This window comes from Bowmanella yangjiangensis (assembly GCF_018531185.1).
In the GTDB taxonomy this organism is placed as follows: Bacteria; Pseudomonadota; Gammaproteobacteria; order Enterobacterales; family Alteromonadaceae; genus Bowmanella; species Bowmanella yangjiangensis.
Genome location: NZ_JAHDJU010000002.1, coordinates 499772 through 520097, shown reverse-complemented (window position 1 = coordinate 520097; position 20326 = coordinate 499772). Strand labels below are relative to the sequence as shown.

Here is a 20326-nt window from a genome sequence, read left to right as displayed (position 1 = left end):
CACTCAATCAGAAGAAGTGTCAAACCCGGGCTGCAACTTTACGAGCTGTCGTTTTACAAAGAAGGCGGTCCCGATAAAGATTAATAGGTGCAACGGAATTACTATAGCAAACCCCATCAATAGCCAGGTAAAAGGGATCTCAGCCACTAAGGCGGTGGGCGTGGCCAATACAATACTGGCCAACAAATCACCTAAGGTAGCCAGAAGCACCAGTCGCCACTTTTCCTTTCCTTGCACAATTCTGGCGTTTTTAATTGAGTAGCTATAGAAGCACCAATAGGCAATCCCCATCAATATAGGGGTATTTAGCAGACTGGGATTCTCCATCTCAATAAGCACACTAAAAAAACCTACACTTGCCATAACAAGGGTGTAACTCAGCGTAAACCTGAGAAAAAACGTCCATCCTGTCATCTATGCCTCCGCTGCATTCTTGCTTAAGTCCGTTGTTACCAGCTAAACACAAAAAAGTTATTGAAGATAAGTCTGTAGCCAGCTCACCACTTCGTTCATCATTTCCTGCCGATGTTTGGTTAGCCCATGATTGTCGCCTGGATAAATCACCAATTTATGCGGATGTTCAAGGGACTCAAGAATCTCGGCTAGACGCGTGGAATGCGCTACATTGACCCGTTCGTCCTGATCGCCATGCAACAATAAAACAGGCATATTTGCGGGCAATTCATGGGCCCATTTAGCCACCGAGCGCTGATCCTGAGCATGCTGCCTATTGTTGGTAAAATCGGCCACCCGTTTTTTATATACATGTTCCATCGCCGGTCTGTCTGCCAAGGCCTGCTGCACATCTGAGACCCCGGCCACCGCAATCAAGGCTTTAATATTCGCTAGTCTTTTTGCCGCCAAATAAGACTGCATACTGCCGCGGCTCCAGCCCATCATGGCAATATTTTCACTATCTGCGTCGGGTATCTGTTTAATGATATCCACCAGGGCGACCACATCGTTCACATCGGCCCCACCAAACTCATCAAAACCATTGTTGTCGATATGCTTGCTGGCGCCACGGTATTGGCTGCCAATCACAATAAAGCCCTGGCTGGCAATCTCAGCATGAATGTCCAATTTTTTGCCAAACACTACGTAACCAAAATCGCCATTGCCCCCACGATTGTAGATAACGACGGGGAGCTTCCTGCCTGGCTTGGCCTTTGGCTTCAGGTAGTAACCTTCGACATTAAAACCATCCACCTGATAAACAAAATCAACACAATCCAACGATTGCTTCAGGCGATTGAATTGCTCTTCAGGAAAGCGCATAGCGAATCTTTCCCGATTGAACTTAGGGTTCTTACTTGCCAATTTCATAAGCCATTTATCATATGACTCAAAGGAGCCGCTAAAGCAGGAATATTGGGATTGAATGGTCTGTTCAGCCAGGGCGAAGCATGAGGAAAGCGTAAGCAACAGTGCAAAGGCAAGGTTAAGCGGCATAGGTTAATTCCATTTAAAACACGCAATTAACATAGTGCGCCGCGCCAGGTTCAAGTCAAGAATTTTGCGTCAGTAAACTATCGACTAATCGCCGCACCAAGGGCGTTAGCATTAACACGGTCGGAAAGGCAACCATAAAGCTAAAACGCCAGGCACTAAGCCAGATTGACAGGATATCTTCACGCCATCCGAGATTATGCAAGCTGACCACCAGCGACATAATGCCCGACATACTCAGGGACATAAAAAAGGAGTACAAATAGGGTCTGAATTTAGTCGCCAGCATGTTTGCCCGGCCGGCTTTTACCGAGCAGCCTGATTTGCCCGCCCGCAAGTGTGCTACTGACCATCACCTGGCAGGCCAATCTGGTTTTTTCCCCGGCGCTAAGCTTAGCCAGAATCTGCTGCTCCCCAGGGTAGCAGGGCGACAGATCCTGTTCGCTTACCTGGTCAATACGCACCAAGCAGGTACCGCAACTGCAGCAACCGTTGCAAACGCCCGGCAAGGTATCAATGCCTGCATCCTGCACGGCCACCAGCAAACTGTAACCCGGCTCGGCTTGCACCTCTCGCACATCGCCATTGGGCAATATCAGCGCCAATCTCAGCATGGTGTTATCACTCCCATAACAGGCTCTTCAATAAGGTTGTCAGGGCCATCAGGGTAAGCAGCCATTTCAGCTGCAGCATAAAGGCCTGCGGCGCTATACGGCGGCGCAGCAAGCTGCCAAGCAGCGAGCCCAAACAAGCGCCAGCCACAGTCAAGACCAGCGGCCACCAATAGTCAGCAAAATGAAAGCCAAGCCACAGAAAGGTCCCAATCTTAAACAGGTTGCCGCATAACATCATCAACGAGGCCGTCGCCACTATGCTTTCCCGGTTTTCCAGACGGCGGCTTAGCATAGTCAGGGCAATCGGGCCTGGCGCACCGACTACCAGCCCCAGCCCGGTTTGCAGAAATCCAGCCAGAAAAAAGCTTTCCAGGCGTCGCAACACCTGTGCAAAAGGGGCGCACCACAGGCTTAACAGCAGATAAATGGCAATAAATGGCGGGATAAACTCAAGAGGCAAAGACAGCAGCAAGGCAGCAAATAAGCTGGTGCCTACCACTGAGCCCAGCAGATAAGGGCCGATGGCCGGCCAATAAATATGCTCCAGCGCAAAGACGAGTCTGGAACTGTTACTGGCCAGTTGCGTAACCGCATGCACAGGCACCACCGCAATGGCAGGCACAAACCAGGGCAACACCAGCACCATCAGCATGCCGCCGCCCATCACAAATACCCCAGCCAGGGTAGAAGCCAGGGTAGCAAGCAAGAACAGGCTGATATCACCAAGCATGAGCTAAATCTACGCGCTTAATCCAGGGTTTTATAAGTGCTGGTACCCACCCAGCCACGCTCAGAGATATCAATCATAATATTCTCCGGACCAGACATCTTATACTCGGCGTTATCCTTTGCCGGGTTCATGCCCAGCCCCTGAGCCAGATTCACATCATGGCGTGGCTCATAGCCGTTGGCCTTGAAGCTGTTGACCATGTCCTGAATATCTTCACATTGAAAGCCTACGTGGTGCAGGCCGACATACCCCTGCGGAAATTCTTTCCCGGCTGCCGGGCCATTACGAAACTTCAGTATGGCCAGGTTGATATTGCCATCGGTCATATAAAAGCCGTTTGCATTACGACTGGCCACCACCCCTGCCACGCTCCAGCCTAAAACATTTTCAAAGAACTCCCGGCTTTTATCCGGATCATTGGACGCCATAGCCAGATGTTTAAGTTGAATAGGTTTTTCAGGTTTAGACATACATATTTCCTCTCAGATTAACTTCCGACCCGCAGAGCCGCGGTCAGCGATTCCAGCGCCGCCAGCACGCTAAGTGCGGTAATGCGACCCGTGCCGGGATTTTCCACTGTAGGTACGTTTTCAATGGTCATTTCAAAGCTGGCGCTGTCCGCATCAACTTTGATGGTATGGGTATTGCGGGTTTTGCCAGGGTCGGCCCAAATTTCCAATTGGGTTTGCTCGGCACCAAGCCCGGCCAATCCAAGGGACGCCGCCACGTTAACATTGGAAGGAAACTTCTCTGCACCTTCCCGGGCGCTGCCTTTAAATACCCGCAGAGGTTCTTCCAGGCCCAGCAATTGAATGTTGTTTTCCACAATAAACTTGGCTTTGGTCAGCGATGTGGGTGGCTTACGGGTCACCATAGTTACTGAATGAATAGTGCCTTTGGCCGCAGCACGCACCGCGTCAAGGCCAAGCAATGCGCCAGTCGCCAGCAGGATCTGAGCGCCATGACGCTGAGCCAATTCCACTACCTCGGGATGCTGTAATATGGCCGCGCCGCTGACCGTGACCAGGGTGCGCCCCTGGCACAAGGCGGGCTCAGCAATGTCCATAAAAGCAGCGGTAGGTGCACATTCCACTATCACATCCGCCAAATCGGCCAATGCTTTGGCACTGACTACTGGTACTGGCTGCGACAACCCGGCCATAGCCGCTTTGGCCTTATCCGGATTGCCAGAGGCAATAGCCACCAATTCAAGACCTGGCATGCCCTTATCCAGCGCCAGACCGACAACCTTGCCGATAGTGCCAAAACCGGCAATACCTACTTTTAATGTTTTTCTCATACTGGTTTCTACCACCCAATCAACACAGGTAAAGAATACATATTAAATATCATGTATACAATTACATTTTTTGGAACACATAAAACATTAATATGATAACGGCGGCTTAAATGCCGCCGTTTTCGCACCTATTTGGCCGGGCGTGAGGGTAATTGCGGATAGCGCCCCATCATCAGGATCAGCACACAACTGAGCAGCATCACCACCGACATGGCCCACAACACTTCGGTGTAGCGGCCCAGTGCGTCGTACGCCAGCCCCATAATTAAAGGTCCGACGCTGGCGCCAATTTTAAAACCGGAGTAGCCGTAGCCATAAATAGCGCCAAACGAGCGATGGCCAAAGTAACGGCTGGTAAAGTAAGCCATCACATCAAACTCAGCGCCTATGGCGATACCAATCAGTGCCGTGCAAAGTGCCGCCGACTGACCACTGGCTCCCATGGCAAAAGCGGCCAGGCCAATTACCGGTCCAAGCATAAAAAACACCACCACATAGGGAGCAAAGAACTTGTCCATCAGATAACCCGCCAACAAGCGACCACCAACAATGGAAATCCCCAGATAGGCAAAGGTCCCCACCGCTTCCTGTAAGTTCATCCCCCGGTCCATCATCATAGGTACCAGATGCACTAAAACGGTGGAGGTTGTCAGGCCGGTAATCACAAAAGAGGCGACCATCAACCAGAAGGTGCGCTGCCCTAATGCTTCCTTGGCGGTAAAGCCAATCAGAGGTTTAGCGGCGCTTGAAGTGACAGCCTCAGTTTGCTGCTCAGCCACACCGTCTACCGCCAGGCCCATCTCGGCCGGCGTTTCCCGCACCAGAAATTTAGCAATTGGCAGCACCAACAACACAATGACCACACCAATGGCGATGTAGGCTTCACGCCAGCTGTAATGACTCATAAAGTAAGAGGCAATCAAGGGCACCAAGGTCGTACCCAGCCCCACACCGGACAAACCTATGCCCAGTGCCAAACCGCGCTTCTTATTAAACCAACTCACCAGCAAACGCGAATAGGTTAAAGGAGCGGTACCGGCGCCCAGGATAGGGATCAGCACGCACATGGCATACAAATGCCAGATTGAAGGTGTCAGCAAGGACATGGCCGCGATGGTAAAGCCAAACAATAAGGTAGAAGGCACCAAAATGCGCTTCACCCCATATTTATCCACCAGGGTGCCCACATAGGGAAAAAACAGAATAGCGGTAATGCCAATCACGGTAGAGCCGAAAGAGATCTGGCCGCGACTCCAGCCAAAATCAGCTTCAAAGGCTTTGATAAAGGTGCCAAAGGACATGGCGATTACGCTGTAGCCAAAAGCTAGTCCAATTATAGCGGCTAGCACTATCCACCAGCCGTAGTAAAGATTTTGCTTGGTGCTCACGCCACTTTCAGCGTTTATGGTTTTCTCATTCATCTTGTTGCCTCCAGGTTAACAATTTGTGAATGCAAACCAAATTAATTGTATACATGATGATATGTCAAGAATACTTTAAAAGGTTTGGATGATCCGTCAGGTAAAAAGAAGCCGGGCCTAGCCCGGCTTAAACACGAGAATGCACAGTGCTTAGAATTGGTATGTGGCAGAAATACCGAAGGTGCGAGGCGCCTTGTAGGAGCTAAATACAGTGTTATCCCAGGCCGCATAAACGGTAGTTGAGGCGATGTTCTGCTCATCGGTAAGATTCTTAGCCCACAACTGTACTCGCCAACTGTCATCCAAAGAGGCCAGTTGCAAGCTGGCATTGACGGTATATTCGGAGTCCACTTTGGTTAACGGGTCATTTGAGTTATCAAAGAAATACTCATCCTGATATTGATAATCCAGGCGGGCAGCCCACAGTCCCAGATCTGACTCCCACTCATAGGCAGCAGCCAGATTGAGAGTATGTTCCGGGGTACGACGCATACGATTGCCATTCAGATCATTACCATCCACTTCAAAAGTGTCGGTAAACTCCGAGTCGATGTAGCCGTAAGCACCATTTAAGGTCAGGTTGTCGGTCAGCAGCGCGGTAAATTCCAGCTCCAGCCCTTGCGCTTCACCAGTACCGTTGCGTACCTCCAGATCGGCTGGCGTATTTGGCCCTGTCTCTACCCACACCTGGCTTTGCAGATCGGTGTATTTGGTAAAGAACAGCGCGCCGTTGAAACGCAGACGGTCATTAAAGGCTTGAGATTTAAAGCCCAGTTCATGGTTTAGGGCAAACTCAGGAGCAAAAGAAGCCAAGGCTTCCTCAGCACTTTCCGGTCCTTCACCATTAAAGCCCCCCGCCTTATAACCGCGAGCCAGGGAATAGTAGAAGAACAAATCCTGACTAGCTTTGTAGTCCACCACCAGGCTAGGAGTCCAGGCGTCCCACGAGCCTTGGGTGCTGACATCGTAACCTTCAACCCTGTTACCCTTTAAATCGCCGTGCATATTGTCCCAGTTATCAAAGCGACGACCACTGGCGACGGAACGGAAGTCTTTTTCGTCTTCACTCCAACGTAAACCTGCTGTCAGGCGCCAGGCGTCGGTCAGGTTGTAACTGGCCTGACCAAATACTGCATAACTGTCGGTGACGGCATAGGTGCTATTGTAAATCTTGCCTGTGGTTGTGCCCCAGGGCGTATGGAACCAATAGTTCACCATTTCGTGACGGTCGATATCCTCACGCATATAGTAAGCGCCCATCTGCCAGTCCAGCTTGCCCTGTACCCCAGCCAGACGGAATTCTTGTGAGAACTGCGAGGACTGCTCTTCCTTGTGCTGGTACCACATATCGTCTACTTGCATTGCCGCCAGGGCATCATCATCGGCTACATTGTTGTTAGCCGGGTCCCCCCAGGGGTCGAAGAACAGGCTGTCATCCACCATGCCGGCTGCGGCATTTTCATAGAAGCCGAAATCGTTATCTCGATATGCCGTAATAGAGGTAAATGTCATGCCATCCAGGTCATAACGAATATTGGCACTGAGGCCTTTGACCTCGGTATCTTCAAAGCCGTCAAACTCGTTGTCTGCTTCACGGGGATCAGCACTGATAAAGGCCGCATTGCGCCCTTCACTGTAACTGATATGACGCACGGTAGGCACTGAGTCAGACTTGGAATAATCGGCACTTAGCAGGATTTCCAGATCATCGCTGGGATTGATCAGCAATTGACCACGCACGCTGTAGCGTTCCAGCGTATCCGCATCATTGCCGGTGTGGGTATTCTTGCCAAAGCCATCACGGTCAACCGCACTAAACGCCAGCTTGGCACCAACATTGTCAGACAATCCGCCAGTGACATAGCCACGGGCCTGTAATAAGCCGTAGTTACCTGCGGTCAGCTCAACTTTACCCTCGGGATAAGCCATTGACGGCTTTTTGGTAATAAAGTTGATTGCCCCGCCCACCACGTTTTTGCCGTATAAGGTACCTTGGGGGCCACGTAATACTTCCACACTGGCCAGGTCATACAGATCCATGGCAGCAGCCACACCACGGGAGATATACACGCCGTCGACATAAATACCTATGGCAGCACCTGCACCGGCACTTTCAATATCACTGCCAATACCACGCATAAACAGCTCAGGCTCGGCAGCGTTATATACGTTCATCTGAAAACCCGGCACCCGCTCGGCGATACCGTTTAAGGCTTCAATACGGGAGTTGGCCAGTTGGTCGCCGCTGAAGGCAGAAATGGCGATGGGGGTTTCCTGCAGGCTTTCCACCTTATGTCTGGCGGTAACCTGGATCACTTCAACACTTTTATTGCTCTGTCCTTGGGGAAGCGCGTCTTGGTCTTGTTCCTGCGCCAATGCCGATCCTGACATGGCCAATGCAATACCGACGGCCAGGGCACGACGGCGGGTTTGGGGTATTGAGGTTGACTTCATTGTTGCTAGCTCCTTCCCAATCAAGGATGTGATTATTCTTCGGGGACAATTCCCCTGAGCACTGAATTCACCCTAAGGGAGGGCCAGCTATAATAGAAATAGTTTGTTTTGACGCCGCTATAACATATTTAACATATCCGCAACAACCCATGGACTTCAACCGCTGCTGTGGCAACACAGTCACTTTGCCAACCACTACCCTATCCGGGCTTAAAACCTTGGCAGCCCAACAAGCATCAGCAGTCAAACAACCAAGCGAGCAGATAAGGCCATCCACTATCCGGCCTTGCTATACCCTTCCTCCTTGTTCAAACCCAATAAGCTATATAAATTACATTATAACCAGGCAATTTATTATTATTTTTAACAAAAGATACATATACCTAACATGACATCATCCATTGAAGGCAGCACTGCTGGCTGTCTCGCAGAACAAGCAGGTATTTCAATGACCTATACAAAAGCATTTTTTGAACAATTAGATAAACAAGACCCATTGGCGCCTTTTCAGGCCCAATTTGCCCTGAATGCCGGTGAAATTTACCTGGACGGTAATTCCCTGGGGGCACGTCCCAAGGCCGCCTTAGCCCGCGCGCATCAAGTGGTGGAGCAGGAATGGGGACAGGATTTAATCCGCAGTTGGAACAAACATCAGTGGTTTGAATTGCCTTATCGCATCGGCAATAAAATCGCCAGCCTGATTGGTGCACAGGACGGTGAAGTCGTCTGTACCGACGCCACCGGACTAAACTTATATAAGGCAGTCTCCACCGCCCTGCAGCTTAATCCGTCGCGCAAAGTCGTGCTTATGGAAGGCAGTAACTTCCCCACCAACAACTATATGGTGCAGGGGCTGCTAAGCCAATTAGGTGACGAATACCAAGTCCGTTTTGTGGAAGAGGAGCAGTTACTGGAACAGATCGACGAGCAGGTTGCCGTGGTATGTCTGACTCAGGTGCATTACAAAACCGGGCGGGTATTGGATATGCAGGCCATTACCGAGTACGCCCAGCAAAAGGGTTGCCTGGTGGTCTGGGATCTTTGCCATAGCGCCGGTGCACTGCCGGTGGATTTGAATGGGGCCAATGCAGACCTCGCGGTAGGTTGCACTTATAAGTATCTAAATGGTGGTCCTGGCAGCCCGGCCTTTATTTTTGTCGCCAAACGCCATCACAACCGCGCCCAGCAACCGCTAAGCGGCTGGTGGGGACATAAAGCACCTTTTGATTTCAATCGTGACTACCAACCAGGTCAGGGCATTAGCCAAATGTTGTCAGGCACCCAGGCGATTATCAGCCTGGCGGTGGCCGAAGTCGGTATAGACCTGATGTGTGCTGCAGATATGCAGGTGCTGCGCAACAAGTCCCAGGCGCTAACCCGCTACTTTATCGAGCTGCTCGATCAGGAATGCGGTCAATATGGTTTTGAACTGGTCAGCCCGCGAGACGATGAAAAACGTGGCAGCCAGGTCGCACTTAGCCATGCTCAGGGTTACCCCATTATGCAGGCGTTAATTGACGCTGGTGTGATTGGCGACTTCCGCGCACCTGATATTCTGCGCTTTGGCTTTGCGCCCTTGTACAACAGCTACGTGGATATCTGGGAAGCGGTACAACGCTTTAAAACTATCATGGATGAAGAGCGCTGGCGCGAAGCGCAGTTTAATCAGCGCCATGCCGTTACCTAACAAGCCATAATTCGGCCCGCAACACCGTGGGCCACTCTACTTTTTCGTCAGTTTCAGGAGTTGCTATGAGCCAACGCCAGGCCCCTATGTGGTCTTCTCATTTTGCTTTTTTGATGGCCTCCATCGGCACGGCGGTGGGCCTGGCCAATATCTGGCGTTTTCCCTATACCACAGGTACCAACGGCGGCGGCGCCTTTGTGCTGATTTATATTCTGGCCGCCCTGGTGATTGCCATGCCGGTGCTCATTGCCGAGCTGATGGTGGGGCGCCGGGGTAGAAACAGCCCACCAGAGGCAATTGCTGCGGTCGCCAAAGAGTCCGGTGCCAGCCCTTGGTGGCGACATATGGGAAATCTTGGCGTATTAGGAGCCATGTTAGTGTTGTCGTTTTACGCAATAGTCGGAGGCTGGACACTCGCCTACGTACTTAAACTGGCCAGCGGCAGTATGCAAGGGATGGATCCTGGGGCGATTTCTGTGGTGTTTGACCAGTTGCAGTCATCACCCGGCTTAATGCTGTTCTGGCATTTGCTGTTCCTAGCGTTAGTGATCGGCATTTCCTCACTGGGCCTGGCAGGGGGCGTAGAGCGGGTAGTCAAATTGGTGATGCCCATGCTGTTTATCATGCTGTTGCTACTGGTGGCCTACGCCGCCTGGATTGGTGATTTTGCCCAGGCGCTGCGCTTCTTATTTACCCCGGATTTTTCCAAAGTCACCGCCAATGTCGTGTTAGAGGCCGTCGGCCAGGCGTTTTTCTCCATCAGTGTCGGGCTTACCAACCTCATGGTGTACGGTGCTTATATGCAGCGTCAAACATCCATTCCACGTTCCTCGGTGGTGATAGTAGGCGCTGACACACTGGTTGCCTTACTGGCGGGTTTGGCCATCTTCCCGATTATTTTTGCCTTTGGTTTAAATCCCAGTGAAGGGCCGGGCCTGGTGTTTGTTTCCCTGCCCGTGGCCTTTGCACAAATGCCTGCCGGAGCCTTGTTAGGGGCACTGTTCTTCGTGCTGCTGTTTTTCGCCGCCCTGACGTCCGCCATTTGCATGCTGGAAGTGCCGACCTCCTGGCTAATGAATAAAACCAGCTGGTCAAGACGCCAAGCCTGCTTGGGTGCTGGCAGTGTGGCCTGGGGACTGGGCGTCTTATCTGCGCTTTCCTTCAACCTGCTGGGGGATGTGCATCCACTGGGCTTTATCCCGCTGTTTGCAGATAAAACCTTCTTCAGCCTGTTTGACTACTTCACGTCCAATATTGCCATGCCTTTGGGCGGTATCTTTGTGGTGTTGTTCGTCAGCTGGGCGCTGAAATCCCGCTTCACCGCCGATGAGCTGGGTTTTACCCAGCAGAGCCTGTGGTTCCGTTTATGGCTCTGGACCTCCAGGCTAATTGCGCCGGGCGCCTTATTGTTGGTGTTTATCAGCAAGCTCAGCCCTACTTTCCATCTATAACCAAGAGGCCATTATGAGTCAGAAAATTAAAGCCGCCATTATTGGGCCGGGCAATATAGGTACTGATCTGCTCTATAAAGCACTGCGCAGCGAACAAATCGAGCCGGTGTTAATGATTGGTGTTGACCCGAATTCTGAAGGACTTAAACGTGCCGCCGCATTGGGCTTGCAGATCTGCGCTGAAGGTGTGCCGGGTGCGCTGGCGCAAGTCAGGCAATTGGGGGTTCAAATCGCCTTTGATGCCACGTCAGCTTATGCCCACAAGGGGAACTGTGAATTACTGAACCCTTTGGGCGTCACTATGGTGGATCTGACGCCAGCGGCTATTGGCCCATTTTGTGTTCCGCCAGTGAATCTCAATGCCTTGAATCCGGCCCAGTTAGATAACGTCAATATGGTCACTTGTGGCGGCCAGGCCACCATTCCCATGGTCGCGGCGGTCAGCCAGGTTCAGAAGGTCAGCTACGCTGAAATCATCGCCACGGTATCCAGCCGCTCGGTGGGTCCAGGTACCCGCCAAAACATCGATGAATTTACCCGCACCACCGCCAGTGCCGTGGAGTCCGTGGGCGGCGCAGATAAGGGCAAGGCCATTATTATCATCAATCCGGCCGAGCCACCGCTGATTATGCGCGATACCGTGCATTGTCTATGCGCCGACACGCCTGACCAACAAGCAATAACCCACTCAGTGCTGACTATGTTGGAAAAAGTGCAGGCCTATGTACCAGGTTACCGGCTGAAAAACGGCCCGGTGTTTGACGGTAATAAAGTGTCTATTTATCTGGAAGTGGAAGGTCGTGGAGATTTCCTGCCGCACTACGCTGGCAACCTCGACATTATGACGGCAGCGGCACTACACACCGCTGAGCTTATCGCCAAATACAAGCAGGCCTGAGGAGAACCGCATGAACCTGAAAGACAAATCCGTGATCCTGCATGACATGAGCCTGCGTGATGGTATGCATGCCAAGCGTCATCAAATCTCCCTAGACCAAATGGTGAATATCGCCACAGGATTAGACGCCGCCGGTATGCCGCTGATTGAAGTCACCCATGGTGATGGGCTGGGCGGTGCGTCACTAAACTACGGCTTTCCTGCCCACAGCGATGAGGAATACTTGTCAGCGGTAATCCCTAAGATGCAACAAGCCAAGGTTTCAGCACTGCTATTGCCTGGTATTGGCACAGTTGATCATCTGCGCATGGCTAGGGACTTAGGCGTATCCACCATTCGCGTAGCCACCCACTGCACCGAAGCGGACGTCTCTGAGCAGCACATTGGCCTGTCCGCCAAGCTTGGTTTGGATACCGTTGGCTTTTTAATGATGGCGCATATGATCAGCGCCGAGAAGCTGCTGGAACAAGCCAAACTGATGGAGGCCTACGGCGCGAACTGCATTTACTGCACTGACTCGGCAGGTTATATGTTGCCCGATGAAGTCAGTCAGAAAATTGGCCTGCTCAGGGCTGAGCTTGGCAGCCACATAGAGATCGGTTTTCATGGCCATCACAACCTGGCCATGGGGGTTGCCAACTCACTGGCCGCCATTGAAGCCGGAGCCCAGCGTATTGATGGGTCAGTGGCAGGGCTAGGTGCTGGCGCTGGCAACACCCCGCTTGAGGTATTAGTGGCGGTGCTGGAACGTATGGGTGCCAAACACGGTATCGATTTGTACAAAATCATGGACGTGGCCGAAGACCTGGTGGTGCCTATGATGGACCAGCCCATCCGGGTTGACCGCGATGCCCTGACACTAGGTTATGCGGGTGTGTATTCGTCATTTCTGCTGTTTGCCAAGCGTGCCGAAGCCCGCCATGGCGTCAGTGCCAGAGATATTCTGGTGGAACTGGGTAAACGCGGCACGGTCGGCGGACAAGAGGATATGATTGAGGATCTGGCACTGGATATGGCCAACCAAAGAAAGCCAAACTGATCTAAGACTATCTATATTTTTAATGATTTAAGCGGCCGAGGCTTTACCCCCGGCCGCTTTGTTTATCTAATGCTGAGTAAATTAATCTTACTTAAGCTATATGCAGGACTTCATATTGGGCGAATGGCAGGTATGCCCCACGCAAAACAGCCTGACCCGAGGTAACGAGACCAGACAGCTTGAACATACACCAATGCAACTGCTGTTATTTCTGGCTCAGCATGCCAATCAAACACTCAGTAAAGAACAACTGCTAGCGCATATCTGGGCGGGTAAGGTGGTGAGTGAAGAAGTATTGACGGTTGCCATCAGTAATATCCGTAAAGCGCTGGGAGACAGCGCACGCACCCCCAAGTACATTAAAACCTTACCGGGTAAAGGCTATTGTCTGATTTGTCCCCCAACAGCCCTGCCGCCAACCAATACTCCCGTCGAGAAGAAAAGGCCGTTGTGGCACTTTGCGCCATTGTTGCTGCTGGTCCCACTCCTGTGGTGGTTCTGGCCAAATAAGGCTCAATTAACAGTGGCGGGCGCAGTGCCGTCCTCGGCCGGACAGGATTTATATAATCAGGGGCGCTTTTTGCTATCTTCGCAGGAAGATGACCATCTTTTACGTGCGGATAGCTTATTTGACCAGGCATTACAGAAGGATCCCCAGCTAGGCAGTGCCTTATGGGGTAAAGCTATGGTACTGATCCTCAAGGCTGAGAATACTTCCTTGGAACAGGCTGCGCCGCTTCGCAACCAAGCTATGCAACTATTGGAAGAAGCCGAACAACGAGCACCAGACAATGCCGCGGTGCAATTGCAGTTAGGTTGGCAATACTTCACCCATCAAAGGGACTTCGGGCTGGCCAGACAGAAATTCGAACGGGCCATAGAGCTGGATGGTCGCGACCCCATTCAGCATTTTCTATACGCTCAATTTCTGATGGCTATGGGCGAAAATGATGCGGCTCTGTTGGCGACCCGCCGCTATATCGACCTGGCGCCTCAATATTATGCGGTTCCCGTAGTTGCCTGGATTTACAACACTGCCAGACAGCCGCAGCAAGCCCTGTCGGAACTAGAGAAAATTGCCGCACTGACCGAGCCAGACCTTTCCTTTCATCACTCGGCAATTAAAATCCTTGAGAATCTTGGTCAGGATCAGCGTGCCTTTCATCATGTCTTGCAAAGTATGCAGCTTAGCGGCTTTACGGCCGAGCAAATAAGCCAAACGCGTGCTCAATTCACTGCCGGCGGCCTGACACAAGTTTACGCTTGGTTTATTGAGCAAAAGATTAGCGATAATCTGGGCCACTATACCGCGCCACTGGCCTATGCCCGCTACGCCATCAAAGCCAATCAACCAGAACAAGCCATCAAGTGGTTAAAGCAAGCCCAGCAGGCGCGACAAATTGAGCTTCTCTGGATGGCTGTTGACCCCTACTACGACCCACTGCGCTTACACCCGGATTTTCACCTAATTCTCAATCAACTGGGGTTAAAGCCCCCCTCTCCATAGATTGATTAGAAAGGAATTTAAGCTTTCTTTAGATTTCTTTGCCGGAAATTCAGGACTTAATTGCTGGAGTTTGTCAGGGTGCCGGTTTTAGCTAATCCGGAAACGCTGATGAAAACACTGTATCTAGTTGTATTTGCACTACTGGCTCCGCTTTCAGTTCAGGCCAAACAACTTTGGCAGATACAAGCCGAGCAAGGGGTGTTCGCATCTCCACTTGCTCACCAAGATAAGCTGTATCTGGCTAATGGCAACACCTTATGGGCCTTAGACAGAGAGGGTAAAACCCTGTGGCAACAATCCTTATCTGCTCAGGCTCGCAGCACACCAGCCATTACAAATCAGACGCTGCTAGTGCATACCGAGCAGGGGTTACAGGCATTTAATCTGCAAGGCCTGCCGCTCTGGCAGCACAAAAGTTCAGATGGCCCTCGTCGGGTAAATGGTGAGAGCTGGGGCTGGGGGCAAGGCAACGTTATCGACCCGTGGAGCTGGTATAGATCATCAGTCACCCTGTCTAACGGCATTGCCTATTACGGTAGTCAAACCGGCACTTATGCCGTACGCGTATCTGACGGGCAACGACTTTGGCAGCAACATACTGGCACCACCCACACCCAACCGGCAGTGTCACAGGGCATAGTGGTAGTTGGCAGTTGGAACAATCACCTGTATGGCCTAAACGCACAAAATGGCGATATCCTCTGGCAGCTTGAAAGCCCCTTACCCCAGGGGGAACTGGGCGGATGGGACGGCTGGCAGGGTTTTAACCTAAATCCCGTCATCAGTGGCGACTATGTGTATGTTGGCAGCCGTAGCACCTGGTTCTTCAAGCTAGGCCTAAAAGATGGCCGTGAAGCCTGGAGTACCAAACATGCCAGTAGTTGGATTGGCTCAGCGGCGTTAGTGCATAAGGACCATGTCTATTATGGGCTGTCTGATGGTTTAGCCCTGATCGGCCAGCATAGGCAGTCAGGGAACATCGAGCATTTAGTTCGCGCACCGCATTTGATCTTTGCCACTCCGGTGCTCGTGGGCGAACAACTCTACTTTGCAACCTTATCCGGTGAGCTGTTCAGCTATCAACCGACCAGCCGCGAGTTAACCAAGCATTATCAAACCCAGAGCAGTCAAACTCACTACCAGAAGCATGTACAGCAGGGAGGTGGCCCCAACTATCAACCGCTGGATCCATCGCTGTCAGTGCACCAAGCGAGCATTAAACAAGTAACAGAAATGCTGGGGGATATGGACAGTATTGTCAGCCTGAGCACGGCAAATGGCGCACTGTTTCTTGGTTTGGCCGGTGGCAGGCTGTTGGCCTGGCAACCTTGAGCAAGGCTAATGGCAGAAAAAAGCGGTGTGTAGGCAGTCAGTCTACACACCGAATCGATAAGTACAGCTTAACGAATACATTACTTGAAGTTAACCATCTGCGCATAATTCATGGTTTTGGCCATTTGTCCAAGCCAATGCCACAAACGCGCACGACGTGAAGCTAACGCTTGCTCACAGGCTTTGTTACTGTCATGATTTACCGAAACTTTTGCAGTAGCAACCAACATAATCCGCATCCTTTTTGTGTTTCAACCCGCGGATATTATTGAACATTTATCGAACGATAACGAACGACAAAATCTTAAGTATCGGATAAGTTTAACTAATGGACAAAAGACTACGACATTTACCCACCTTGCGCTGTTTCGATGCGGCGGCCAGAAACCAGAGTTACCGTCAGGCTGCTGATGAGTTAGCCATTACTCAGGCGGCCGTAAGCCAGCAAATTCGAGTGCTGGAAGAAGGACTGGGGGTTAAACTTTTTTACCGTGACGGTCGCAGAATGCGCCTGACCGCACGCGGCCAGACCCTGGCCAATTCGGTAGAGCAAGCCTTTGCCCAGCTAGTGCGTGGCTTTAATACCGTGCAATGCGAGGAAGCAGCCGGTGTGCTGACCGTGACCACCACCGGCTCATTTGCCTCCATGTGGCTTATGCCCAGGCTCTGGAAGTTTTCCGTTGAGCATCCTCAGGTGTCTATTCGGGTGATGGCTTCACCTTATATAGAAGACCTTCGCCATGGCGATATCGACGTAGCGATTCGACAAGGTAACGGCGTTTGGAACGAGCTTTGTCAGGAAGTGATAATCAGCGACCCGGTGTTTGCCGTGTGTTCAAAACGCATGGCCGACGAGATGCAACTGACCGACCCGGCTCAGGTCAACCAATGCCTTTTGGTAGAAGGCCATGATCCTGGCTTGTTTAGTTGGCAAAACTGGTTCAGCCAGGCAGGGTTGGAGTTTAATCGCAAAGAGTTGCGCTGGGTGGAGGTCGCTACCTGGGAAATGAGCATTAACGCTGTGGCCGCCGGTCATGGGATCTGTCTGTCCACCAGCACACTGGCGGGTGAGCTGATAAAGCGCGGCACCTTAGTACGTCCATTTGAAATTGAGATCACACCAGGGCCGACCTTTTCCATTCTGCATAACCCCGATTCACCTCGTCTTGCCCGTATTCAGGTGTTCCGCGACTGGCTGAAAAAGGAACTGGCAGAAAATGATGCGCCTGCCACAGAAAACGGACGTTGAATAAAACAACAAATAGATATTCCATCTCATACCTATATAACAAAAGCCACACAACATTCTCATATGCCGAACGATGGATTCCGCTATTCTGCAAAAACTGAGGCACTTGCTACAGCCCTTTAATATTAAGGCAGAAAGCAAATGTTGAATTAGAATAATAATTAACCGTCATGTGAAGAGGGCTCCAGGTTATGCATAGCAATAACATGGCATCAACTGCACCGTTTTATATATTCACGGTGTAACCTGATGAAACGCATGTTAATACTCCTAAGCCTGATCTCTTCACACGCATACAGTGAGACATTCTGCCAACAACCAATTCGCATCGTTTTCAGCGGTGATTGGTACCCCTACTTCTATCAGGACAAGCAAGGGCAATACACAGGCGTCGATATTGACCTGTTGCGTCAAGCGCTCAACAACATGGGCTGCAAGCTCAATATAATGCACTTACCGGAACGAAGAATTACCAACGACCTGTTGAGTGGGCGTATTGATGTCGCCATAGCCGCAACAGAGACAGAAGAACGGCAAGCGCAGTTTATATTGTCAGTGCCATACCGCCAGCAGACAAATGTGTTGGTCTATCGTAAAGCCGATAAAAGAACGTCCGCCTTAAATACCGTCAGCGAGATGGTGCAGCAGAACAAGTTGATTGCCCTCAATCGGGGTGGCTGGTTCGGCCCTGAGGTTGCTGGCATTCTGGACTCAAAATGGGCCAGACAATTAATGCATGTAGAAACTTTTGCCTCTCGTCTTGAGCTTCTGCGAAGGGGCCGCGTGGATGCTTTTATTGATGACCAGGAAACCGTGCTGGCAGAAATAGACAGACTGCATCTTAATGATCTTTGCATCATTCCCCGGCCGGTCGATGTGGCTGATCAACATTATATGTTCAGTAAAATGCACCTGGATGACCGCTTTATCTCGGAATTTAACCGACAACTATCCCAGCTATTGCCCAACCTGCCAGAAGCAACCACGCCAGCGGCGACAGCTCACCTTGATTAAAACCGCACAGTTTCAATGTTGATATCACTGTCCCAAAAAGTCGGGTCTTAACAACAACCTGAGAAGCTGTACCACCTCACCATCACGGCGCCAAGCCAGGCCTATTTCCCGGTTTAACTGCAATTCCTGCAAAGGTTTAAACAACACATCATGTTGTTGCAACTCCGCATGAACCGGAATCAAAGCACATCCCACCCCGGCACTGACCAGCCCCACCGCATATTCAATGGTTTGAATACGGGCACGGATATCCACACTCACGGCGGCTTCTCTTAACAAGGTTTTCAGGCTATTCCATGCATCACAAGGAGTACGCTGAATAAAGGCCACGTCGGCAAGATCTGTAATGCAAACCTTTTCTAATAAAGACAGAGGATGGCCAACCGGAATCGCAAGTTGATATTCCTCTACCCAGGTAGGCAGAAACTGCTCCCCCGGCAACAACAGATCACGGGTTATCAGACGAGCATCACAGGCCTCTTCTGGTGGCACCAGAGTCAGTTCCAGGCTATCTCTTGTGGACGTAAACTGCTTCAGCAAGGTGCTCATACGCGCCACCCCCAGGCCTTTAATCAAACCCAAACGAAAGGGTTCTTTAACCTGACGACCACTAAACATGGCCTGAATGGCATCCGCCTGCCCCAACAACTGCTTGGCCAGCGGGTACAGCTGTTCAGCGGCATCGGTGGCGCGCACACCACGGGCGTGACGAACAAATAGCGGCCGCCCAAGCTCATCTTCCAGTTGTTTCAGCGCCGCAGAAAGTGACGGCTGGGCAATAAAGCGGCTGCGTGATGCTGCGCTAAAGCTACCTTGTTCATATACAGCGACAAAATGCCCCAATACCCGCAAGTCCATGTTTTCCCTCAGTAAAGACCACAACAAGCTATAGTTACAAACTATAGCTATTAAAGATATTTGATACTATTGCTTTATCTAAATTCAGCCTATTATCGATCCGTTAACAACCAATTAGCAGGTGTATACATGTCTCGTCCCGCATTCAACTGGCAAGATCCTCTCGCCCTGGATTCCTTATTAAACGAAGAAGAACGCATGGTGCGCGACAGTGCCCATCAATATTGTCAGGAGCAGTTGCTGCCTCGGGTACTGGAAGCCAATCGTCAGGAAATCTTCCATCGTGAAATTATGAATGAACTGGGCGAGTTGGGCCTGCTGGGTGCCACCCTGCCCGAAGAATACGGCTGTGCAGGGGTGAACTATGTCACCTATGGCTTGATTGCCCGTGAAGTGGAGCGTGTCGACAGCGGCTATCGCAGTGCCATGAGCGTGCAGTCCTCCCTGGTTATGCACCCTATCTATGCTTACGGCACCGAAGCACAAAGGCAGAAATACCTGCCTAAACTGGCCACCGGCGAGTGGGTGGGCTGTTTTGGCCTGACCGAGCCGAACGCCGGTTCAGATCCTGGCTCTATGGCCAGCCGTGCAACGAAAGTGGATGGCGGTTATCGCCTGACCGGCACCAAAATGTGGATCACCAACTCCCCCATCGCCGATGTGTTCGTGGTGTGGGCCAAAATGGACGGTGAAATTAAGGGCTTTGTGCTGGAAAAAGGCATGGAAGGGCTAAGTGCGCCGAAGATTGAAGGCAAATTCTCCCTGCGCGCGTCCATTACCGGTGAAATCGTCATGGACAATGTGTTTGTGCCAGAAGACAACCTGTTACCTAATGTCAGTGGCTTAAAAGGCCCATTCGGTTGTTTAAACAAAGCGCGCTATGGCATTGCCTGGGGCGCGCTGGGCGCTGCCGAATTCTGCTGGCACGCCGCGCGTCAGTACACGCTGGACCGTCAGCAATTTGGCCGCCCCCTGGCCGCCACCCAGTTAGTCCAGAAAAAATTGGCCGACATGCAGACAGAAATCAGTGTGGGCTTACTCGCCTGTTTGCAAGCAGGTCGGTTAATGGATCAAAACCTGCTGGCACCGGAAGCTATCTCGCTGATTAAACGCAATTCCTGCGGTAAGGCATTGGACATCGCCCGCATTGCCAGGGATATGCACGGCGGCAACGGCATCGCCGACGAATTCCATGTTATCCGCCATGTGATGAACCTCGAAGCGGTGAATACCTATGAAGGCACCCACGACGTTCACGCTTTGATTCTGGGTCGTGCACAAACCGGGCTTCAGGCGTTTTCCTGAGCGCAGTAGGAGGTTGCT

General features: G+C 51.4%; 20 protein-coding genes. 9 read left to right on the top strand and 11 right to left on the bottom strand.

Going from position 1 to position 20326, the window contains the following annotated elements; genetic code table 11:
• Nucleotides 1-3: 3 nt before the first annotated feature.
• From KJY73_RS12000 to KJY73_RS11960, 9 genes are all read right to left on the bottom strand, one after another.
• On the bottom strand, nucleotides 4-414 hold the full coding sequence (locus tag KJY73_RS12000; protein WP_214343978.1) for an ABZJ_00895 family protein: 411 nt from the start codon (nucleotides 412-414) through the stop codon (nucleotides 4-6).
• Nucleotides 415-471: 57 nt separating this feature from the next.
• Entirely contained in the window at nucleotides 472-1278 is an 807-nt protein-coding gene (locus KJY73_RS11995) for an alpha/beta hydrolase family protein (protein ID WP_214343977.1), read from the bottom strand.
• A 229-nt stretch (nucleotides 1279-1507) separates the two neighbouring features.
• A complete protein-coding gene (locus KJY73_RS11990) occupies nucleotides 1508-1738 on the bottom strand; it encodes a DUF2798 domain-containing protein (protein WP_214343976.1) in 231 nt (76 codons plus the stop codon).
• Nucleotides 1725-2063, bottom strand: coding sequence for a 2Fe-2S iron-sulfur cluster-binding protein (locus KJY73_RS11985; protein WP_214343975.1), 339 nt, complete (start codon nucleotides 2061-2063; stop codon nucleotides 1725-1727). The genes KJY73_RS11990 and KJY73_RS11985 overlap by 14 nt, the downstream gene beginning before the upstream one ends.
• A gap of 7 nt (nucleotides 2064-2070) precedes the next feature.
• A complete protein-coding gene (locus KJY73_RS11980; RefSeq protein WP_214343974.1) occupies nucleotides 2071-2793 on the bottom strand; it encodes a sulfite exporter TauE/SafE family protein in 723 nt (240 codons plus the stop codon).
• Between the two features lie 17 nt (nucleotides 2794-2810).
• The gene (locus KJY73_RS11975; RefSeq protein ID WP_188690534.1) at nucleotides 2811-3263 is read right to left on the bottom strand and encodes a VOC family protein; all 453 of its coding nucleotides are present in this window, start codon (nucleotides 3261-3263) and stop codon (nucleotides 2811-2813) included.
• 17 nt (nucleotides 3264-3280) lie between these two features.
• Nucleotides 3281-4093, bottom strand: a complete 813-nt coding sequence (locus KJY73_RS11970) for an aspartate dehydrogenase (protein WP_188690537.1) — start codon at nucleotides 4091-4093, stop codon at nucleotides 3281-3283.
• A 128-nt stretch (nucleotides 4094-4221) separates the two neighbouring features.
• Nucleotides 4222-5514: an MFS transporter gene (locus KJY73_RS11965; protein WP_214343973.1), complete on the bottom strand. Its 1293-nt coding sequence runs from the start codon at nucleotides 5512-5514 to the stop codon at nucleotides 4222-4224.
• 150 nt (nucleotides 5515-5664) lie between these two features.
• Nucleotides 5665-7968: a TonB-dependent receptor gene (locus KJY73_RS11960; RefSeq protein WP_214343972.1), complete on the bottom strand. Its 2304-nt coding sequence runs from the start codon at nucleotides 7966-7968 to the stop codon at nucleotides 5665-5667.
• A 448-nt stretch (nucleotides 7969-8416) separates the two neighbouring features.
• Between KJY73_RS11960 and kynU the strand changes: the two genes are divergently transcribed.
• The 6 genes from kynU to KJY73_RS11930 all read left to right on the top strand — a co-directional run bounded on the left by kynU (nucleotide 8417) and on the right by KJY73_RS11930 (nucleotide 15882).
• Nucleotides 8417-9655, top strand: coding sequence for a kynureninase (gene kynU / locus KJY73_RS11955; RefSeq protein WP_214343971.1), 1239 nt, complete (start codon nucleotides 8417-8419; stop codon nucleotides 9653-9655).
• Nucleotides 9656-9720: 65 nt separating this feature from the next.
• Nucleotides 9721-11106, top strand: coding sequence for a sodium-dependent transporter (locus KJY73_RS11950; RefSeq protein WP_214343970.1), 1386 nt, complete (start codon nucleotides 9721-9723; stop codon nucleotides 11104-11106).
• A gap of 13 nt (nucleotides 11107-11119) precedes the next feature.
• Complete coding sequence (locus KJY73_RS11945; RefSeq protein ID WP_214343969.1) at nucleotides 11120-12004, top strand: acetaldehyde dehydrogenase (acetylating); 885 nt, start codon at nucleotides 11120-11122, stop codon at nucleotides 12002-12004.
• Between the two features lie 10 nt (nucleotides 12005-12014).
• The gene (gene dmpG, locus KJY73_RS11940; RefSeq protein WP_214343968.1) at nucleotides 12015-13043 is read left to right on the top strand and encodes a 4-hydroxy-2-oxovalerate aldolase; all 1029 of its coding nucleotides are present in this window, start codon (nucleotides 12015-12017) and stop codon (nucleotides 13041-13043) included.
• 100 nt (nucleotides 13044-13143) lie between these two features.
• Nucleotides 13144-14550: a winged helix-turn-helix domain-containing protein gene (locus tag KJY73_RS11935; protein WP_214343967.1), complete on the top strand. Its 1407-nt coding sequence runs from the start codon at nucleotides 13144-13146 to the stop codon at nucleotides 14548-14550.
• A gap of 108 nt (nucleotides 14551-14658) precedes the next feature.
• Nucleotides 14659-15882, top strand: a complete 1224-nt coding sequence (locus tag KJY73_RS11930; protein WP_214343966.1) for an outer membrane protein assembly factor BamB family protein — start codon at nucleotides 14659-14661, stop codon at nucleotides 15880-15882.
• Nucleotides 15883-15962: 80 nt separating this feature from the next.
• On the opposite strand, the gene KJY73_RS11925 is transcribed toward KJY73_RS11930, so the two are convergent.
• Entirely contained in the window at nucleotides 15963-16112 is a 150-nt protein-coding gene (locus KJY73_RS11925; protein WP_206593468.1) for a hypothetical protein, read from the bottom strand.
• Nucleotides 16113-16210: 98 nt separating this feature from the next.
• On the opposite strand from KJY73_RS11925, the gene KJY73_RS11920 reads away from it, so the two are divergent.
• A complete protein-coding gene (locus tag KJY73_RS11920; RefSeq protein ID WP_214343965.1) occupies nucleotides 16211-17131 on the top strand; it encodes a LysR substrate-binding domain-containing protein in 921 nt (306 codons plus the stop codon).
• A gap of 249 nt (nucleotides 17132-17380) precedes the next feature.
• On the top strand, nucleotides 17381-18145 hold the full coding sequence (locus KJY73_RS11915) for a substrate-binding periplasmic protein (RefSeq protein WP_214343964.1): 765 nt from the start codon (nucleotides 17381-17383) through the stop codon (nucleotides 18143-18145).
• A gap of 24 nt (nucleotides 18146-18169) precedes the next feature.
• Here the strand turns inward: KJY73_RS11915 and KJY73_RS11910 are convergent, their stop codons facing one another.
• Nucleotides 18170-19003: a LysR family transcriptional regulator gene (locus KJY73_RS11910; RefSeq protein ID WP_214343963.1), complete on the bottom strand. Its 834-nt coding sequence runs from the start codon at nucleotides 19001-19003 to the stop codon at nucleotides 18170-18172.
• 129 nt (nucleotides 19004-19132) lie between these two features.
• Here KJY73_RS11910 and KJY73_RS11905 point away from each other — a divergent pair, with 129 nt between their 5' ends.
• Nucleotides 19133-20308: an acyl-CoA dehydrogenase gene (locus KJY73_RS11905; protein WP_214343962.1), complete on the top strand. Its 1176-nt coding sequence runs from the start codon at nucleotides 19133-19135 to the stop codon at nucleotides 20306-20308.
• The last annotated feature ends 18 nt before the right edge of the window (nucleotides 20309-20326 follow it).

Excerpts from the sequence above, each read along its gene's own strand:
- KJY73_RS12000 (WP_214343978.1), bottom strand. The coding sequence starts at position 414 with ATGACAGGATGGACGTTTTTTCTCAGGTTTACGCTGAGTTACACCCTT.
- KJY73_RS11995 (WP_214343977.1), bottom strand. The coding sequence starts at position 1,278 with ATGCGCTTTCCTGAAGAGCAATTCAATCGCCTGAAGCAATCGTTGGAT.
- KJY73_RS11990 (WP_214343976.1), bottom strand. The coding sequence starts at position 1,738 with ATGCTGGCGACTAAATTCAGACCCTATTTGTACTCCTTTTTTATGTCC.
- KJY73_RS11985 (WP_214343975.1), bottom strand. The coding sequence starts at position 2,063 with ATGCTGAGATTGGCGCTGATATTGCCCAATGGCGATGTGCGAGAGGTG.
- KJY73_RS11980 (WP_214343974.1), bottom strand. The coding sequence starts at position 2,793 with ATGCTTGGTGATATCAGCCTGTTCTTGCTTGCTACCCTGGCTTCTACC.
- KJY73_RS11975 (WP_188690534.1), bottom strand. The coding sequence starts at position 3,263 with ATGTCTAAACCTGAAAAACCTATTCAACTTAAACATCTGGCTATGGCG.
- KJY73_RS11970 (WP_188690537.1), bottom strand. The coding sequence starts at position 4,093 with ATGAGAAAAACATTAAAAGTAGGTATTGCCGGTTTTGGCACTATCGGC.
- KJY73_RS11965 (WP_214343973.1), bottom strand. The coding sequence starts at position 5,514 with ATGAATGAGAAAACCATAAACGCTGAAAGTGGCGTGAGCACCAAGCAA.
- KJY73_RS11960 (WP_214343972.1), bottom strand. The coding sequence starts at position 7,968 with ATGAAGTCAACCTCAATACCCCAAACCCGCCGTCGTGCCCTGGCCGTC.
- kynU (WP_214343971.1), top strand. The coding sequence starts at position 8,417 with ATGACCTATACAAAAGCATTTTTTGAACAATTAGATAAACAAGACCCA.
- KJY73_RS11950 (WP_214343970.1), top strand. The coding sequence starts at position 9,721 with ATGAGCCAACGCCAGGCCCCTATGTGGTCTTCTCATTTTGCTTTTTTG.
- KJY73_RS11945 (WP_214343969.1), top strand. The coding sequence starts at position 11,120 with ATGAGTCAGAAAATTAAAGCCGCCATTATTGGGCCGGGCAATATAGGT.
- dmpG (WP_214343968.1), top strand. The coding sequence starts at position 12,015 with ATGAACCTGAAAGACAAATCCGTGATCCTGCATGACATGAGCCTGCGT.
- KJY73_RS11935 (WP_214343967.1), top strand. The coding sequence starts at position 13,144 with ATGCAGGACTTCATATTGGGCGAATGGCAGGTATGCCCCACGCAAAAC.
- KJY73_RS11930 (WP_214343966.1), top strand. The coding sequence starts at position 14,659 with ATGAAAACACTGTATCTAGTTGTATTTGCACTACTGGCTCCGCTTTCA.
- KJY73_RS11925 (WP_206593468.1), bottom strand. The coding sequence starts at position 16,112 with ATGTTGGTTGCTACTGCAAAAGTTTCGGTAAATCATGACAGTAACAAA.
- KJY73_RS11920 (WP_214343965.1), top strand. The coding sequence starts at position 16,211 with ATGGACAAAAGACTACGACATTTACCCACCTTGCGCTGTTTCGATGCG.
- KJY73_RS11915 (WP_214343964.1), top strand. The coding sequence starts at position 17,381 with ATGAAACGCATGTTAATACTCCTAAGCCTGATCTCTTCACACGCATAC.
- KJY73_RS11910 (WP_214343963.1), bottom strand. The coding sequence starts at position 19,003 with ATGGACTTGCGGGTATTGGGGCATTTTGTCGCTGTATATGAACAAGGT.
- KJY73_RS11905 (WP_214343962.1), top strand. The coding sequence starts at position 19,133 with ATGTCTCGTCCCGCATTCAACTGGCAAGATCCTCTCGCCCTGGATTCC.